16 protein-coding genes are annotated in these 18300 nt (G+C 53.4%); 11 read left to right on the forward strand and 5 right to left on the reverse strand.

Features of this window, described 5'->3' with window-relative positions:
- Genes QQL62_RS08845 through speB form a run of 4 tightly spaced genes read left to right on the forward strand, consistent with a single transcriptional unit; the run spans window position 1 to window position 4015 of the window.
- Window positions 1–891 (forward strand): ABC transporter permease subunit, encoded by an 891-nt coding sequence (locus QQL62_RS08845; RefSeq protein ID WP_284378709.1) that lies wholly within the window; start codon window positions 1–3, stop codon window positions 889–891.
- Window positions 888–1700, forward strand: a complete 813-nt coding sequence (locus QQL62_RS08850) for an ABC transporter permease (RefSeq protein WP_284377938.1) — start codon at window positions 888–890, stop codon at window positions 1698–1700. Before QQL62_RS08845 ends, QQL62_RS08850 begins: the two co-directional genes overlap by 4 nt.
- Window positions 1697–3034, forward strand: a complete 1338-nt coding sequence (locus QQL62_RS08855) for a glutamine synthetase family protein (RefSeq protein WP_284377940.1) — start codon at window positions 1697–1699, stop codon at window positions 3032–3034. Before QQL62_RS08850 ends, QQL62_RS08855 begins: the two co-directional genes overlap by 4 nt.
- 9 nt (window positions 3035–3043) lie before the next feature.
- Window positions 3044–4015: an agmatinase gene (gene speB, locus QQL62_RS08860; protein WP_284377942.1), complete on the forward strand. Its 972-nt coding sequence runs from the start codon at window positions 3044–3046 to the stop codon at window positions 4013–4015.
- A gap of 27 nt (window positions 4016–4042) precedes the next feature.
- Here speB and QQL62_RS08865 read toward each other — a convergent pair whose 3' ends face one another.
- On the reverse strand, window positions 4043–4312 hold the full coding sequence (locus tag QQL62_RS08865) for a hypothetical protein (RefSeq protein ID WP_284377944.1): 270 nt from the start codon (window positions 4310–4312) through the stop codon (window positions 4043–4045).
- Window positions 4313–4467: 155 nt separating this feature from the next.
- Window positions 4468–5589 (reverse strand): beta-ketoacyl-ACP synthase III, encoded by a 1122-nt coding sequence (locus QQL62_RS08870; protein WP_284377946.1) that lies wholly within the window; start codon window positions 5587–5589, stop codon window positions 4468–4470.
- Between the two features lie 151 nt (window positions 5590–5740).
- Between QQL62_RS08870 and mgrA the strand changes: the two genes are divergently transcribed.
- From mgrA to QQL62_RS08890, 4 genes are all read left to right on the forward strand, one after another.
- Window positions 5741–6769, forward strand: coding sequence for an L-glyceraldehyde 3-phosphate reductase (mgrA, locus tag QQL62_RS08875; protein ID WP_284377948.1), 1029 nt, complete (start codon window positions 5741–5743; stop codon window positions 6767–6769).
- A gap of 87 nt (window positions 6770–6856) precedes the next feature.
- A complete protein-coding gene (gene xylB / locus QQL62_RS08880) occupies window positions 6857–8302 on the forward strand; it encodes a xylulokinase (RefSeq protein WP_284377951.1) in 1446 nt (481 codons plus the stop codon).
- Complete coding sequence (gene xylA / locus QQL62_RS08885; protein WP_284377953.1) at window positions 8302–9621, forward strand: xylose isomerase; 1320 nt, start codon at window positions 8302–8304, stop codon at window positions 9619–9621. The genes xylB and xylA overlap by 1 nt, the downstream gene beginning before the upstream one ends.
- A 3-nt stretch (window positions 9622–9624) precedes the next feature.
- Window positions 9625–10560, forward strand: coding sequence for an aldose epimerase family protein (locus QQL62_RS08890; RefSeq protein ID WP_284377955.1), 936 nt, complete (start codon window positions 9625–9627; stop codon window positions 10558–10560).
- Window positions 10561–10587: 27 nt separating this feature from the next.
- Here QQL62_RS08890 and QQL62_RS08895 read toward each other — a convergent pair whose 3' ends face one another.
- The 3 genes from QQL62_RS08895 to QQL62_RS08905 form a co-directional block, all read right to left on the reverse strand.
- Window positions 10588–11370: an ATP-binding cassette domain-containing protein gene (locus tag QQL62_RS08895; RefSeq protein ID WP_284377958.1), complete on the reverse strand. Its 783-nt coding sequence runs from the start codon at window positions 11368–11370 to the stop codon at window positions 10588–10590.
- An 11-nt stretch (window positions 11371–11381) separates the two neighbouring features.
- A complete protein-coding gene (locus tag QQL62_RS08900) occupies window positions 11382–12698 on the reverse strand; it encodes a sugar ABC transporter permease (RefSeq protein WP_284377960.1) in 1317 nt (438 codons plus the stop codon).
- 84 nt (window positions 12699–12782) lie between these two features.
- Window positions 12783–13814: a substrate-binding domain-containing protein gene (locus tag QQL62_RS08905; protein WP_284377961.1), complete on the reverse strand. Its 1032-nt coding sequence runs from the start codon at window positions 13812–13814 to the stop codon at window positions 12783–12785.
- 261 nt (window positions 13815–14075) lie between these two features.
- Here QQL62_RS08905 and QQL62_RS08910 point away from each other — a divergent pair, with 261 nt between their 5' ends.
- From QQL62_RS08910 to QQL62_RS08920, 3 genes are read left to right on the forward strand one after another with little or no spacing between them, the layout of a single operon-like run.
- Window positions 14076–15257: an ROK family protein gene (locus QQL62_RS08910; protein ID WP_284377964.1), complete on the forward strand. Its 1182-nt coding sequence runs from the start codon at window positions 14076–14078 to the stop codon at window positions 15255–15257.
- Window positions 15254–16669 carry a di-heme oxidoredictase family protein gene (locus QQL62_RS08915; protein WP_284377966.1) on the forward strand — a complete coding sequence of 472 codons (1416 nt, stop codon included), beginning with the start codon at window positions 15254–15256 and terminating at the stop codon, window positions 16667–16669. Before QQL62_RS08910 ends, QQL62_RS08915 begins: the two co-directional genes overlap by 4 nt.
- Window positions 16669–18297: a CRTAC1 family protein gene (locus QQL62_RS08920; RefSeq protein WP_284377968.1), complete on the forward strand. Its 1629-nt coding sequence runs from the start codon at window positions 16669–16671 to the stop codon at window positions 18295–18297. The genes QQL62_RS08915 and QQL62_RS08920 overlap by 1 nt, the downstream gene beginning before the upstream one ends.
- Window positions 18298–18300 lie beyond the last annotated feature (3 nt).

Raw genomic sequence — 18300 nt, forward strand, 5'->3', positions numbered from 1 at the left:
ATGCGCCGCGCGTTTTTAATTTGCATTCCCTATTTTTGGCTGATCGCCCTGTTTTTCATACCGTTCTTGATCGTTGTGAAAATTGCGCTATCGGATTCCATGCTGTCTATCCCGCCCTATGCGCCTAAATTGGATATCAGCGCAGGCTGGGCCGGCCTAAAAGCATTTTTCGCCGCTCTGGATTTTGAAAATTTCACCTTTCTGGCAGAGGACGATCTGTACTGGAAAGCCTATCTTTCCAGCGTGAAAATCGCCGCCATTTCTACCCTGCTCACCTTGTTGGTTGGGTTTCCCATCGCCTATGGTATGGCCCAAAGCGCGCCAGAATGGCGGCCAACGCTGATGATGCTGGTTATCCTACCCTTCTGGACAAGTTTTCTAATCCGTGTTTACGCATGGATCGGCATCCTATCAAACGAGGGGTTTCTAAATCAGTTTTTGATGTGGCTGGGGATCATTTCTGACCCGCTAATCATTCTAAATACCAATACCGCGGTTTATATCGGCATTGTTTACACCTATCTGCCCTTTATGATCCTGCCAATCTATGCCTCGCTGGAAAAGCTGGACAGCTCTCTGTTAGAGGCCGGTCAAGATCTGGGCTGCTCGCGCGTATCGGCATTTTGGCTGATCACCATACCATTGTCCAAGGCAGGAATCATCGCTGGCTGTTTTCTAGTGTTCATTCCCGCACTTGGCGAATTTGTCATTCCATCACTATTGGGTGGATCAAAAACCCTGATGATCGGCAAGGTGCTGTGGGAGGAGTTCTTCTCTAACCGGGATTGGCCCGTGGCCTCTGCCGTGGCGGTAATCCTGTTGTTATTGTTGATCATCCCGATCATTCTGTTTCAACGCAACGAGCAGAAAAATCGCGAGGCAGAGCAATGAGACGCCTAAGCTGGTTCAATGTCACATCCCTAACGCTGGGGTTCGCATTCCTGTACATCCCAATGATTATACTGGTTATTTACAGCTTCAATGAATCCAAGCTGGTCACAGTATGGTCTGGGTTCAGCGCAAAATGGTACGGCGAGCTGTTTCAAAACGAGGCCTTCATGCGCGCCGCATGGGTCACCATAAAGGTTGCCTTTTTCTCCTCCACATTTGCCACCGTTTTGGGCACCATGGCCGCCTATGTCATTGTGCGCGGCGGGCGATTTTATGGGCGGACATTATTTTCAGGATTCATCTATGCGCCACTGGTCATGCCCGAGGTCATCACCGGATTATCCCTCTTGCTGTTGTTTATCTCCATCGGCCTTGATCGCGGTGTATTGACCATTGTTTTGGCACATACGACGTTTTCTATGTGCTATGTATCTGTTGTGGTCTCTTCGCGCTTGGCCAGCTTTGATCGCGCACTAGAAGAGGCCGCGCTTGATCTGGGGTGCACCCCGTTTGATGCCTTTCGCTTGGTTACCCTGCCGATTATCGCGCCAGCGGTTATCGCGGGTTGGCTGTTGGCCTTTACCCTTTCATTGGATGATTTGGTCATCGCATCATTTACCGCCGGCCCATCCGCCACGACGCTACCGATTAAGATATTTTCATCTGTACGCTTGGGTGTATCCCCCGAGATCAATGCCCTATCCACGCTGATGATCGCCATCGTGACCTTTGGCGTACTGTCCACCTCCATCTATTCCAAGCGCGCGATTGCACGCCAACAAAAAGAAGAACAAGAGGCCGAACAATGACCTTCGCAGAAGAGTTTGAGCGCCATTGCAATACCTATGGGCGGCCAGAACGCCTAGAGCTGATGCTGTGCGATTTAAATGGCGTTATGCGCGGCAAATGGTTGCCTGCAAGCGATGTGCAAAAACTGATAAAGGGTCAGGTACGCCTGCCACTGTCGACCTATGCACCCAATATTTTTGGAGAGGAAGTGGCCGAAACCGGTCTGGGAATAACCATTGGCGATCCAGATGGCATATTGCGCGCGGTCGCAGGCACGCTGTGCCCTGTGCCTTGGGCCGAACATCCCGCCGCACAGGTAATGGTGGAAATGCATGACCCCAGTGGCGAGGTCAGCGCACTTTCCCCGCGCAAAATCCTTGCCAATCTTGTGGATCGCTTTGGCCGGCTGGGCCTGCGCCCCGTGGTGGCATCAGAGCTGGAATTCTACATCGTGCAGAGGCGTGCACAGACATATGATGCACCGAAACCGCCCGCGGGCGTGCCAAATGCGCAGAATTACGACCTAGAGGTGCTGCAAGCCCAAGAAGTCATATTAACAGAAATTCAAACCAGCGCCGCACAGCTGGGGCTGCCGATTGATACATTGATCGCCGAGTACGGGCCCGGCCAGTTTGAAATTAACTTCCATCATAGCGATGATATTTTGGCCGCGGCGGATACCGCCCAGATTTTCCGACGCTTGGTACGTAATGTCGTGGCCAAGCACGGGTTCGAGGCCACCTTTATGGCCAAGCCCTATGCAGACTTTCCAGGCAATGGCATGCATCTACATGCCTCCGTATTAGACGCCAAGGGATGCAATATTTTCGATCGCAACAGCGGCATCCACCCTCGTCTGCTACATGCGGTGGCGGGATGTTTGGAGACAATGCGCGATCTACAGGCGATATTCGCACCGCACGCAAATTCCTATCGTCGGTTTATGCCCAACAGCTTTGCCCCCTGTGCGCCTAACTGGGGGATCGACAATCGCAATGCAGGTATTCGCCTGCCCCAGACCACAGGCCCCGCCGCTCGTATGGAGCATCGCATTTGTGGTGCCGATGTGAACCCCTATCTGGCCTTCACCGCAATTCTAGGGGGCATGTTATTGGGGATCGAAAACAAGCTAAGCGCACCAAGATCATTAGATGATCCCGATTTTGAACCTGCGGCGGATTTGACTCAATCATGGGCCGATGCGCTAGAGCGCTTTGCGCAATCAGATGTGGCGGCGGACTTGTTTGGGGCGCACTACCGCGATATCTATGCGGCTGTGCGCCGAGACGAGATGCAAAAGCTTTCGAATATTATTCCGCCGATGGAATACCAAGCCTACCTCAGCCGCCTATAGGAGATAATGATGACCAATCCCAAGGGCGATTTCGCCTTTCGTTCCGACAGCAATATGGGCAACTGGCACGAGATGACCTATGGCGGCGCGCTTAGCTTTTTGCGCCGCCGATATAGCCGCGATCTGGTAGGGGTTGATGTGGCGGTTAGCGGTGTGCCCTATGACTGTGCGGTGACCAATAGATCGGGGTGTCGTTTGGGCCCACGGGCGATCCGCGCCGCCTCTACGCAATTGGCCGAGCTTGATGCCTTTCCTTTTGGATTTAATCTATACGAGCAATTGAGCATCGTTGATTTTGGCGATTGCCACATTGACCCTCATCACCCAGAAACCGTTGCACAGACCATCGAGAACCACGCCAAGGGCATCCTGCAAACGGACACAAAAATGCTGACCTTCGGCGGGGACCATTTCATCACCTATCCGCTGTTGCGTGCCCATGCGGATAAACACGGGCCCATCGCCCTGATCCAATTTGATGCCCACTGCGACACATGGGCGGATGACGGCACCGCCACTGACCATGGCACAATGTTTGCCCGCGCCGCACACGAAGGCATAATCGACACCGGAAAATCCACGCAAATCGGCCTGCGTACCTATAATGACACCGATGCAGGGTTTGAAATCCTGACCGCACCTTGGGTGCACCGGCATGGCATTGATGCGGCCTTGGATGTTATCAAAGCCCGTGCAGGCGATGCGCCGGTTTACCTGTCCTTTGATATTGATGGGCTAGATCCTGCATTTGCACCGGGAACAGGGACGCCCGTAATGGGGGGCCTAAACAGCTGGCAGGCCTTGGAATTCATTCGCGGCTTGGGTGATCTAGACTTGATTGGTATGGATGTGGTCGAGGTATCCCCCGCCTATGACCACGCAGAAATCACCGCAATCGCCGCAGCCACGGTTGCGCATGATTTTCTCTGTGTTCTGGCCCAACAGGCCGGTGCATCAGGCAAAAAAATAGGCCGCATTTAACAGCGGCCTATTGTGTAGAATCTGTTCTTATTTGCCTTCTTCGGTGACCGCGTCGCTCAGGCCTTCGCCTTCTTTTTTCGCCTTGGCGCATTCCTTGGACAGCTCTGCAACCTTACCTTTGCCCAGTGGTGCATCATTTAGGCATTTCTTCTTTTTCTTCTTTTTGAAGAATTTAATACCCTTGGTAATATCACCAACGCCTACATCACCTGCATGTGCAACGGGGGCATAGGTGATCATAGATGCGGCCAAAAATGCGGCACATGTGGTGGAAGTAGCAATATTTTTAAAACGCATGGAAACGTCTCCTTTGAATGGGTTCTGGTGCGACTAAATTTGAGATTAGGTTAATGGGTTTCCTCAGTCTCAACAAGAAAGTTTCGCCAGAACCGCGCTCGAGCAGCTGTTTTCGCCGAAAACAGTGACAAAAAACACCAATTTACCGCCCGATTCTAGGCACGGCGCAGCAAGACGCTGCCAACAGAATATCCCGCGCCAAAGGAACAGATGATTCCAATATCCCCGGCCTGTAGATCATCCGAGTATTTGGAAAATGCGATAATCGATCCGGCAGAAGAGGTGTTTGCGTAGTCCTGTAATATGTTTGGCTGCTCTTCTGGTGTTGGTGTGCGGCCCATCACCTTGCGGCCAATAAAATCATTCATGCTCTTGTTGGCTTGGTGCAACCACATGCGCGACAGACTATCCGGGGCTATCTGCTCCTCATTAAGATGCCCCAGCATATGGGCGCTGACCATGGGTAGAACCTCCTTAAAAACCTTGCGGCCATTTTGCATAAATTGCATATCACGGCGGTCTTTCATGTTGTCGGGCCTTGTGCGGCGCAAAAACCCATCGTTGTTGCGGATATTGTTTGAAAACTGTGTTGCGCAGCGCGTCGACAAAATATCGAAATGCCCATCCCTAGCGCTGTCTTTGGCTTCTAAAACTGTGGCAGTGCACACATCGCCAAAAATAAAGTGGCAATCGCGATCCCGCCATTCCAAATGCGCCGAACAGATTTCTGGATTCACCACCAAGGCACGCTGAACGCTACCAGATTTTATCATATCTGACGCGGCCTGGATCCCAAAGGTGGCCGAACTACAGGCCACATTCATATCAAAGGCAAACCCGCCAGTACCTAATAGCGCCTGCACCTCTACTGCCACCGCAGGATAGGCGCGCTCGTGATTAGAGGCCGCCACAATCACAACATCGATAGCAGAGGCATCCACACCAGCCTGCGCCAGCGCCTTTTGCGCGGCATCCAATGCCATTTCGGCCATGATCGAGGGCTCGCTGTCAGTGCGTTGGCGCAACTGTGGGCGCATGATTTTAGGATCGAGAATACCCGATTTGTTCATCACATAGCGGCTCTCAATCCCAGAGGCCTTGGTGATAAATTCGGCGCTAGAATATTCCAACCGCTCTTGGGTTCCGTCTGTTATCTCTTGTGCGTTCTGTGCATTGTGCAAATCCACATAGGCATCAAACGCTGCAACCAATTCATCATTTCCAATCGACTCCTTTGGCGTGAATACACCAGTTCCGCTGATTACAGGTAGGTTCATATATCGATCCCTTTGTTTTAATAACATGGGCCTGAATATGCTGGGCGCGGTGCAGTTGGTCAAATGCTTCGTGGCGTCGCTTGCACAGGGCATTGGTATTGCGTTTGGTTGATCCGAGGCATAGTCTTTGCGAAAAACAGTGGAGCACCACATGAGCTATCAACCCAATCCCAGCAGATATGACACAATGATCTATAACCGATGTGGTGCGTCGGGGTTGAAACTTCCGGCGATTTCCTTGGGGCTTTGGCATAACTTTGGTGATGATACCCCACACCAAACCAAGCGCGATATATGCACCACCGCCTTTGATCTGGGCATCACCCATTTTGATCTGGCCAATAATTACGGCCCCCCCGCAGGCAGCGCCGAGCAAAGCTTTGGCGCGCTTTTGAAAACAGAATTCGCAGGTCTGCGCGATGAACTAATTATTTCATCCAAGGCGGGGTATCTAATGTGGCCGGGGCCATACGGCGAATGGGGCAGCCGAAAATATATGATCTCGTCTTGCGATCAATCTCTGAAGCGGCTGGGCGTGGATTATGTGGATATCTTCTATTCGCACCGCTTTGATCCCAATACGCCACTAGAGGAAACCATGGGCGCGCTAGATCACATCGTGCGCTCTGGACGCGCGCTATATGCGGGGATTTCCTCTTATAATTCCGAGCGCACACGCGAGGCAGTGGCCATTTTGGAACGTTTGGGCACCCCCTGTGTGATCCATCAACCCAGCTATAACATGATTAATCGCTGGATCGAGCGCGATGGATTAAAGGATACGCTCACAGAGCTGGGCGTTGGATCTATCGCGTTTACGCCGCTGGCTCAGGGTATGCTGACCAACAAGTACCTAGGAGGTGTATCAAAGGACAGCCGCGCCGCACAGGGCAAATCTCTGGGCGAGCAATGGCTGACAGAGGCGGCTATTGCCAAGATCAGCGCGCTGAATGATATCGCCGCCCAGCGCGGGCAAAGCTTGGCGCAGATGGCGCTAGCCTGGGTGCTGCGCGATGGTGGTATCACTACGGCGCTGATCGGCGCATCCAGACCCTCTCAGGTAACAGACTGTGTTGGCGCGCTTCAGAACCTTGAATTCACTGCGGCAGATCTGGCCGCGATTGATGAGATAGCAACAGATGAAGACATCAATATTTGGGCCAAGTCTTCTGAAAGTTAGCATGCCCTAAATATTTTATTCTCACGACCAGAGAAAAAGATTGATTGATCACAGATTTTCTGTGATCAATACGTCGCGGAGGATAAAATGTACTTAGGTTTAGATTTGGGAACCTCGGGCCTAAAGGGCTTGTTGGTTTCGCACGACGGCACCCCTGTGGGCGAGGCATCGGCGCACTATGGCGTGCAACAGCCCCATGCGGGCTGGTCAGAACAGGATCCCAAGGTTTGGGTGGATGCGCTATCACAGGTATTGAAAAACCTGCGCATAGACCACGCGGCGGAATTCGCCGCCCTACGCGGGCTATCGTTTTCTGGACAGATGCATGGGGCGGTCTGCCTTGACGATACGGGCACCCCTCTGCGACCCTGTATTCTGTGGAATGACACGCGCAGCGCACAACAGGCCGCAGAGCTGGATAGGATGCAGGGCCAGCGCGATATTTCAGGCAACATAACCTTCCCCGGCTTTACCGCGCCAAAATTGCGCTGGATGCAGGATAACGAGCCTGATTTGTTTGCAATGGTTCACAAGGTGCTGTTACCAAAAGATTATTTATCATTCCACCTAACGGGACGCTATGTCACCGATATGTCCGATGCCGCTGGCACCAGCTGGCTAGATGTAGGTGCAAGGCGCTGGTCAAAGGCCCTATTAGCGGCCGGAAACATGCGCCTAGATCAGATGCCTGATCTGGTCGAGGGCTGTGATGTGATTGGCACGCCTCTGCCGCAAATCTGTGCTGAATACGGGCTTTCCCCCACGGTACAGGTGGTTGCGGGGGGTGCGGATAATGCAGTGGCGGCCTGTGGAACCGGCACAGTTTCTCAGGGCCAAGGCTTTGTCTCACTGGGCACCTCTGGGGTGTTACTGGCGGCACGCGATTCCTATGCGCCCGATGCCGCCACAGCGGTGCATACATTTTGCCACGCGATACCAGATCGGTGGTATCAAATGGGTGTAATCCTATCTGCAACCGACAGCATGAACTGGTTAGCCCGTACCCTTAACAGCACCCCAGAACAGCTGGCGGAACTGGTGGTGCGCGATATATCTGGGCCTTCGCATATAACCTTTTTGCCCTATCTTTCTGGCGAGCGCACCCCACACAATGATGCAGATATTGGCGGTGCATTTATCGGCCTGCGGGCGCATTCGACACCTGCGGATATGACCCAAGCAGTGATGGAGGGCGTGGGCTATGCCCTGCGCGACTGTTTGAACGCCCTGCGCAAGACAGGCGCAGACCTAGAACAGCTGTTGGCAATCGGTGGCGGCACCAAGTCCGCCTTTTGGCTCAACAGCATCGCCACCATTTTAAACCTAGATTTGGTCTTGCCAGACAAGGGTGGGTTTGGCGGCGCATTAGGGGCGGCGCGCCTAGCGATGCTAGCAGATGGGGCAGATATCAAATCCGCGCTAGCGCGGCCCAAAATTCAAGAAACAATCAAGCCGACTGACGCGCTGATCTCTGCCTATGACACAGGCTATCAGCGCTTTGCCAAACTCTATCCATCTATAAAGGAACTGTGATGAGCACCTCTTTTTTCAGCACCGACCAAATCCCCTACAAAGGGCCAAATAACACAGACCCATTGGCCTTTAGCCACTATAACCCAAGCGAGGTGATCATGGGAAAAACCATGGCCGAGCACCTGCGCTTTGCGGTGGCCTATTGGCACAATTTCGCATGGCCCGGGGGCGATCCTTTCGGGGGTCAAACCTTTGACCGGCCTTGGTTTCCAGATCGGATTTCTGATCCGATGCAGGGCGCAAAGCTAAAAGCAGATGTGGCTTTTGATATGTTCACCACGCTTGGCGCACCGTATTTCTGTTTCCATGATGCGGATGTGCGCCCCGAGGGCGCAAATTTTGCCGAGAACACCCGCAACCTAGAAGAAATCACAGATGTTTTTGCGGGCAAAATGGAACAAACGGGCGTAAAGCTGTTGTGGGGCACGGCCAACCTGTTCTCGCACCGCCGCTTTATGTCGGGGGCCTCTACCAATCCTGATCCTGATGTCTTTGCCTTTTCTGCCGCCACCATCAAAACATGCATGGATGCGACCCACCGCCTTAGCGGCGAAAACTATGTTCTATGGGGTGGGCGCGAAGGATATGAGACCCTGCTGAATACCGATCTGAAGCGCGAAATGGATCAGATGGGGCGGATGCTGAACATGGTGGTCGAGTACAAGCACAAAATTGGGTTCAAGGGCATGATCATGGTAGAGCCAAAACCCCAAGAACCCAGCAAACATCAGTATGATTTCGATGTGGCCACGGTCTATGGGTTCTTGCAGAAATACGGCCTAGAGGGCGAGGTCACCATGAACCTAGAACAGGGCCATGCGATTTTGGCTGGGCACAGCTTTGAGCACGAGATCGCATTGGCGCAGGCGCTGGGGGTTTTTGGATCGATTGACATGAACCGCAATGATTACCAATCCGGCTGGGATACGGACCAGTTCCCCAATAACGTGCCCGAGGTCGCATTGGCCTACTACCACATCCTACGCGGCGGCGGGTTCACCAGCGGTGGCACCAATTTCGATGCTAAGCTGCGCCGCCAATCGCTGGATGCGGATGATCTGCTGATGGCCCATATAGGCGGCATGGATATCTGTGCGCGCGGGTTCAAGGCCGCCGCGGCGATGATAGAGGATGCAACGCTGGAAAATGCCGTGCAACAGCGCTATGCGGGCTGGAACGATACGCAGGCACGCGATATGCTGGCCGGCAAAATGGATCTAACCTCGATAGAACAACATGTACGCAGCAATGACATCAACCCAGAACCACGATCTGGCCGCCAAGAATATCTGGAGAACCTCGTCAATCGGTTTGTCTGATTTATGATATCCATTTCAAAAATTGCTGAATTTGATGGCAGGCCGGTTTGGTCTGCCATTTTACACTCTGGTGATACCCGCGCCCAGATTCTAAGCTATGGTGCAATTACCAAGGCCCTATCCTACCGCGATCATCCGATGATACTGGGCTATGATAACGCCTCGGCTTACGAAACAGATCCCTACTATCTGGGCGCCATTGCAGGGCGCGTTGCCAATCGCATCGCCAATGCGCGCTTTGCGCTGAATGGGCAGAGCTATCAACTACAGGCTAACGATGGCACCAATTGCCTGCATGGGGGGCATGTTGGTCTGGGCAGGCGCCATTGGGAAATGGAAATAGCGGGTGATAGCCTGCTGTTAAAGTATCACTCGCCGGACGGCGAAGAGGGCTTTCCCTGTGATGTAGACTTTATGGTTCAAGTTGATCTAGGCCCAGATAGCATAACCTATCGGCTACAAGGAATGCCAAGCGCGCCCACCCCGATTAACCTCGCACAACATAATTATTATACCCTAGCACCCAATCTAGCAGAGACCCAGCTCTGGCTGAATGCGCATCGCTATACGCCGGTAGATAATGCAAAAATCCCCACGGGTCACCAAATTCAGGTTCCGCCAGAATTTGATTTCACAAATGCTCGTTGCTTGGGGCCTCAGCCACTTGATATTGATCATAATTTTATCCTTGATCACAATGGCAATCACGCGGCCACGCTAATGGGGCCGCACTATGGGATGCATTTGGATACGGATCAATGCGGGCTTCAGGTCTATTCTGCGGGGGGGTTGGGCACGCCATTTGTACCCTATGGGGCGATCTGCCTAGAGCCTCAGCATTTCCCCAACGCCCTGAATACCCCCCGCTTTCCCAGCATGATCCATAGCCCCGCGCACCCCTATAGCCAAACCACCTCTTTGCGGTTTTTTCAGGTATAAAAAAGGGCGCTAGAAGCGCCCAAATTCTTAGCTATCACTGGCCCCTGGCCCAGGGGTGGCCCCAGGGGGGCATTTACCCAGAATAATCATCCCCAAGACCTCGTCTTTGGTCACATCTTTGGTCTTGGCATAGCCAACCATCTTGCCGTTTTTCATCACCGCAACACGGTCTGCCAGATCAAACACATCGTGAATATCGTGGCTGATCAGGAAAATCCCGATACCATCGCTCTTTAGCTGTTGGATCAGCTCTCCCACCTGCTCTGTCTCTTGTGGGCCCAGCGCCGCGGTTGGCTCATCCATGATCAATATTTTCGCATTGAACAGAATGGCCCGCGCAATGGCCACCGACTGGCGTTGCCCGCCCGATAGTTTGGCCACCGGTTCTTTGAATCGCTGAAAGTTGGGGTTCAGGCGGCCCATTACGCGACGCGCCTCGGCCTCCATCGCGGTATCATCCAATGTGCCATAGGTTGTTAGAATTTCGCGCCCCAAATACAGGTTCGCCGCCGCATCCACATTATCGGCAACCGCAAGGGTTTGATATATGGTTTCAATGCCGTATTTCTTGGCATCGCGTGGATTGGCGATATCTGCCACCTCGCCATTGACTAGAATTTGCCCGCTGTCGCGCTTGTACGCACCAGACAGAATTTTAATCAGCGTTGATTTACCCGCACCATTGTGACCCAAAATCGCCACCACTTCGCCGGGGAACAAATCAACATCTGCATGATCCACGGCCTTGATCCCACCAAAGGCGATCGAGATATCCTTTGCTTCGATTAAAGGAGTCGTTTTCTTATCCATTATTTCTCTCCTTATTTCGCCCGGCGGCGATACAATGTATCAACCCAAACCGCGAAAACCAAAACCGAGCCCACAACGATCTGTTGCATGGCAGCATCAAAGCCGATCAGCACCATTCCCGTTTGCAGGCTTTGCATAACCACGGCGCCTAATATGGCACCGTAGATCGTGCCAATCCCACCAGCAAAAGATGTGCCCCCAATCACCGCAGCGGCGATTACATACAACTCATCCAACTGTCCCAGCTGTGCCGAGGCAGAACCCAAACGCGCACTGGCAATCACCGCAGACAAGGAGCACAACGCCCCCATCAGCGCAAAGATTTTGACCGTTACCCAGCGCGTGTTAATCCCCGCCAGCTCTGCCGCATCTGGATTACCACCGATGGCAAACACATAGCGCCCAAATCGCGTGCGTGTTGTTAGGAATGTCATACCAACCCCTACCGCGATGAGGATTAGAACAGGGATGGCAAACCCGTGGCTGATGAATATCTCGTTGATAGGTGTGTCGATGTTATTCTCGGCAACGTATTTTTTCACGATGCCCTTGGGCCACGGATAGGCATTCACCAGCATCACCAGCCCCAGAATAGAGGCGCATGAAACCGCCGCGACAAAACCCTCGGCCCATATCGGGCGCTGTGGGAAATCAAATCGGGCCCGCGTGCGCCGCCCCTGTATCATAAACCAAAACACGGCGGCACAGCCCAATAGGCCAATCGCCCAACTGGCACCCGCACCAATGGCCCCGTATGGCCCACCGCCCAGTTTCGCAAATGTTGTGTCCACCGGCGAAATGGTTTCGCCGCGCGTCAGCAGAAATGCCACCCCGCGCCACACCAGCAAACCACCAAGCGTCACAATAAAGGCAGGAATGCCGTGATAGGCGATCAGATATCCATGAATTGCCCCAATAACCGTGCCGATAATCAGCCCAGTAATAATTGAAATGATCCAAATCATCGGATGCCCCAGCCCGAATATTTCGGGCAGGATACGCACCTGCATGATCGCCATGCACATGCCGGTAATACCCAATATTGATCCAACAGACAGATCGATATGCCGGGTCACGATCACCAGAACCATCCCCGTTGCCATCACCCCAATTGAGGCGGTCTGAACAGACAGGTTCCACAGGTTTCTCGGTGTTAGGAAGGCGCCGAAATCATTGATGATAACACCGTACAGATGGAACCCAACCCATATCAGGGCAAGGGCCGCGATCATCCCCAAGAGGCGCGCATCAATTTCTGTAGCCCTAAGGAAGCGCGTCCAGATCGGTTCGCCCTCGACCTTTTCGGCAAGTTGCGTTGTGTTTTTCATTTTTGCAGTAGCTCCGCGGATATTGGCATGGGCAATTCGTCAAGTGTAGAATTGGGCCGCACCCACTGGATGCGGCCCTGCGTGTTAACAGCCGTTTACGCCGTCAATTGCGCCGTCACAGACCTTGTCTTTGGCAATGTGACCTGCATCAATAACAACACTGATGTTATCCTTGTTGATCGGTGTTGGGGCTAAGAAGATTGCGTTCATCTCTACACCTTTGGCGCCACCTGACCATTTAACGGCATCCGGGATTGCACCCATATCTTTACCATCGGCCAGCATTGCGGCAATTGCGCCTGCGGCCTTGCCCAATTCGCGGGCGTCTTTCCAAACAGATGTATTCTGTGTACCGCGTGCAACACGGTTCAGCGCCGCGTGGTCGCCATCTTGGCCAGATACAGGGATATTCATGCCCTGTGCGGCCAATGCGGCAATAACACCACCCGCCATGCCATCATTTTCAGATAAAACCGCATCAACGTTGTTGTTATTTGCGGTTAGGATTTGTTCCATGTTTTTCTGGGCGTTGTCAGGCTTCCAACCATCGGTAAATGCCTCGCCAACGATTTTGATTTTACCTGCGGCGACATCATCGCCGATCACATCCATCATGCCCTCTAGCAGGAATAAGGCGTTTGGATCACCTGGGTCACCCTTGATGATAGCATAATTGCCAGTGGGCTGAACCTCTAGGATCGAGCGGGCGATTACGCGGCCAACTTCTTTGTTATCAAATGTCAGATAGAACGCGCGATCATCCTCTATCAGTCGATCATATCCGACCACGGGAATACCCTCGGCGGCGGCCTTGTCTACCGCGGTACCAATGGCGCCACTGTCAACCGATAGGACCACCAAGGCATCGGCACCCTGCGCGATCAATGCTTCGATGTCGGTCAGCTGCTTGGCGGCCGAGGCCTGCGCATCTGCAGAAATATATGTATCGCCATTTGCCTCGATTGCGGCCTTCATTGCGGCCTCATCAGTTTTCCAGCGCTCCTCTTGGAAATTTGACCATGATACGCCGATCTTTTTGCCCTCGGCCTGCGCAGTTGCTGCCAATGCAGATACCGCTACAGATGCGACCAATGCCGCTTTTAGAAATGTTTTCATCTAGTCCTCCCATGAACCTTTAAACAAGTCTTGTGACTTTATATGTAACAACCAAATATTTTTCTTGGCAGTCGAGAAAAATAAACACGATTCCCTTTCCACGTCAACTCATGTCGTGAGAAAAATATTGCCAGAGGTCTGAAAAAGCGCGATAAAGGGCCCAGAGATCAAACCCGCAAAAAGCAGAAAGCCAGCAAATTGTCCTTTTACAATGCCACAATCACTACCGAAGGTCTACGCCACTATAATCGGGGCATGGTATTGAAATGTATAAGAGAATTTGGCCCATCCGCCCATACAGTTATTGCCAGTAAAACGGGACTGGCTTCGGGTACTATATCTGCAATCACCAATGAGTTGCTTGAAGACGGCGCCCTAGAAAAGCTAGAACAGGCCCCCGCCAGCGGCCGCGGCCGCCCCCGAATTCTATTCGGCCCAAAGGCTGGATTCGCATACTTCGTTATGGTGCGCATCACCGCAGAGCATATCGAATATTCGCTGGTTGATTATCGTAGCGCCATGATTGACCGCCAAATCATTGACCGCACCACACTGCACAATGACATAGATAAATTCTGTACTGAATTCAAACGTACCCTACTAGAATTTGTCTCGCGCTCTGGCCTTACGCCTGATGATATCCAGGTGGTGTCTATCACCACCAAAGGCGAGGTGATCGAAGCCCTGCGCACCCTTGTTTGGTCACCTATTTTCGGCGATCACAGCATTGATTTTCAGACCTTGCTAAAGAGCACTTGGCCACATGAGGTTAGGCTGACCAGCGATATCAGCTTTATTTCGCACAACGTTATGGCCGCCGCCGATGCCGCCAATGTCATCAGCCCCGGTGATCAGTTGGCGGTTCTATCCTTGGCTGATAGCATCAGTCTGGGTATTGCCACCATGGATGCGCGCGGCGAGATTGGCCTGTCCTCGCCATCGTTTGGCCATATGCCTAACAGCCCCGATGGCCCGCTGTGCCGGTGTGGCGCACAGGGATGCCTAGAAAGCTATGCTGGGTTTTATGGTATTTTGCGCACAGCATTTGATGCGCCATCCGATGTGATCCCCGCCAAGTTCATCCCGCTGGAACAAATGCGAAATCTGGCCGCATCCGCACGCAAGGGCGATCGCAAAACCATCTATGCATTCCGTCAGGCAGGCATTGCCCTTGGCATGTGCCTATCTCGCATGTTCAACGTGCTAGGCCCCATGCCGCTTACAATTGTAGGCAAGGGGCTAGAATTTTTTGACCTGATCCAAGAGGGCCTAGAACAACAACTTCATCAGAGTTTTCTGGTGCGGCTGGGCCAAGAACCTGCCATTCGGCTACATACAGAGGATTCCGAGATGTCGTTTGACAGCAATGTTTCCGTGACGCTGCGCGAATTTGATCGCGATTACGTTGCCACCCGTAGCTTTATGCAAGCTGATGTGAAATGAGGCTGGTTGCCGCCGCACTGCTTGCGGCACTAACCCCCATCGTTGGCTGGGCCGAGGACACCCCATGGGCCGAGAAAACCCATGCATTGGGAGTATTTGACAGCCCGCCTGCTGGCCTGCAATCCGGCGACCAACTGGATCGCCTCTTGGATCTAGGCGAGGCCCTTTTTGCAGCCCCCTTTACCACCCTTGATGGCGCGGGGCGGCCCCGTGCCACACAGGCTATTCTGCCCACCAAGACCAAGCGCCCGCTACGCAGTGCCTTTGCACGCACCTCTGGGCCGGATGCGAACTCATGCGCGTCCTGTCATAACCAGCCCGTGCTGGGTGGTGCCGGTGATTTCACCATGAATGTTTTCGTATCCGAAGGGTTTAACAACCACGATTTCGATACCACAGACCCAGAGTTTTCTAACGAACGCGGCACCAATCATCTGTTTGGCGCGGGGTTGATAGAATTACTAGCACGCGAAATATCCTTTGATTTGATAGAGTTGCGACGCGATGCTCTGTCGCAGGCACGCGCATCCAACGCCCCAATAGTAACCACACTAACATCCAAGGGCATATCCTTTGGCACCCTTACGGCGCATCCCTCTGGGATTGTTGATCTGGGCGATATATCTGGTGTCGATGCAGATTTGGTTGTACGCCCATTCACCCAAAAGGGCGTGGTGGAATCCCTGCGCCAGTTCAGCATAAACGCCATGAACCACCACCACGGCATGCAGGCCAGCGAACGTTTCGGGGCGCGCTGGACAGGCGAGGCCGATTTCGACGAAGATGGTATCAACGACGAGCTAAGTGGTGGGGATATTTCTGCGCTTGTAGCATGGCAGGCCACCCTGCCCGCGCCTCGGATTTGGGCACCTGATAGCCCGCAATGGCAATCCGCCGCCGCCAAAGGGCAGACCAACTTCACCGCCTTTGGCTGTGCCACATGCCACAAAATGGCCCTACCGCTGAACAGTATGATTTTCACAGACCCCAGCCCCTTTGATGGTGCGGGCACCCTACGCGCCAGCGAGACCGCCGATCCCATGCAGATTGATCTGGCGCAATTGCCATGGGCACAGAACTTGGTGCGCAATGCTCAGGGGCAAGTGATGGTGCCGCTATTTGGTGATCTAAAGCGCCACAAAATGACTGATGCCGAGGTTGCCACGCTGGGTAACGAGTTATTCTCCCAGCGCTTCGTGGGACGCGATACATTTATGACCGCCGAGTTATGGGGCGTGGGATCCACCGCCCCCTATGGCCACCGCAATGATCTAACCACGCTGGATGAAATTATCCGTGCCCACGGCGGCGATGCCCGTGCCAGCCGCGATGCCTATATCGCCGCCAGTAAATCCAATCAGCAAGAGATCATCGCCTATCTAAAAACCCTTAGAATTTCAGAGGTGGACTGATGCAATCCATGTCTAAAACGGCCCTAGCCAGCGCGGCGCTGATCGCTACAACAGCCGCTGCCGATACCCCATTTACGGGCGATGTGCCCCTTTACCAAGAACAGGCGATAGAGGCCGGAATTGATCACCACTATACAGGTGGTTTCGAGTTTTTTGTCGGGGGTGGTGCGGCCAGCTTTGATTGCAATGACGATCGCCTGCCTGATCTGTTTCTGGCAGGCGGGCAAAACAGCGCAAAGCTGTATATCAATCACTCCACTACGGGCGGCGCATTGGCCTTTGTCGCGGGGGAAATACCCACCCTTACAGATGTTACCGGTGCCTATCCGATCAATCTGGACAATGATGAACATATGGATCTGATTGCCCTACGGCTGGGCGAAAATATTGCTCTACGTGGGCTGGGGGGGTGTAGGTTCGAAACCGCTAACAAGCATTTCGCCCTAGACGGTGGCCGCGATTGGACCACAGGGTTTTCCGCCATCTGGGAAGCCGGCGCACAATTTCCCACATTGGCCTTTGGCAATTACATTGACCGAGATGCAGCGGGATCACCATGGGGCACTTGCGCCGACAACCAATTGATCCGCCCGCAATCCGATGCCGCAGATTTCAGCGCCAGCACCCCCCTGTCACCTGGATATTGCAGCCTGTCTACCATGTTCACAGATTGGAACAATCGCGGTGCATTTGATCTGCGCATCACCAATGACCGCCAATACCACCGCGGCGGCCAAGAACAGATGTGGTCACTAAGTGGTGGCGGGGCGCCGCGCCTGTTTACCAATCGCGATGGGTGGCAAAAGCTAGTGATCTGGGGCATGGGTATCGCCCAAACAGACCTAACCGGCGATGGCAAACCTGAATATGCGCTCTCGTCCATGGGGGATACCATGTTGCAATCTTTGGACGCGGAACGTGACGGTGACCAACCGCGGTACAGAGATATCGCATTTGATCGCGGCACCACCGCGCATCGCCCCTATACGGGCGGCGAGGTTGTGCCGTCGACGGGGTGGCATACGCATTTCGCTGATTTCAACAATGATGCCCGTAGCGATCTGTTCATCGCCAAAGGCAACGTAGAGGCCATGCCAGATTTCGCCAAATTTGACCCCGATAACCTGCTGTTGGGCGATTGGCGGGGGCAATTCTCCGAACAGGGAGCACAGGCTGGTATTGCCCTAGATCGACGCGGGCGCGGCGCTGTTGTGACCGATTTTAATGCCGATGGCATGCTAGATCTGCTGGTGGTTAACCGGGACGCCCCAGCCAGCCTGTTCCGCAACTTGGGCGTAGAAAGTGCGGATGGCCATGCGCCCATGGGCAATTTTCTAGCCATAGAGCTGGATAATGGTGCCATAAACCCACAGGCCGTGGGGGCCAAAATAGTCGTGAAAACTGGTAACCTAACCCAGACCCATACGGTGCAAATAGGCGGTGGGCATGCATCTGGGCAGATTGGGTTCGTACATTTTGGGCTGGGTGTTGCGCCACGCGCGCGGGTTCAGATAAAATGGCCAGATGGCAAGACCAGCCAGTTCATGCGGGTTTTTGCCAATAATTTCATCCGCATAGAGCGCGACAATCCAGAGCCAAAATATTGGTATCCACAGGCCCAGAACTGATTT

This window comes from Amylibacter marinus (assembly GCF_030160015.1).
In the GTDB taxonomy this organism is placed as follows: Bacteria; Pseudomonadota; Alphaproteobacteria; order Rhodobacterales; family Rhodobacteraceae; genus Amylibacter; species Amylibacter marinus.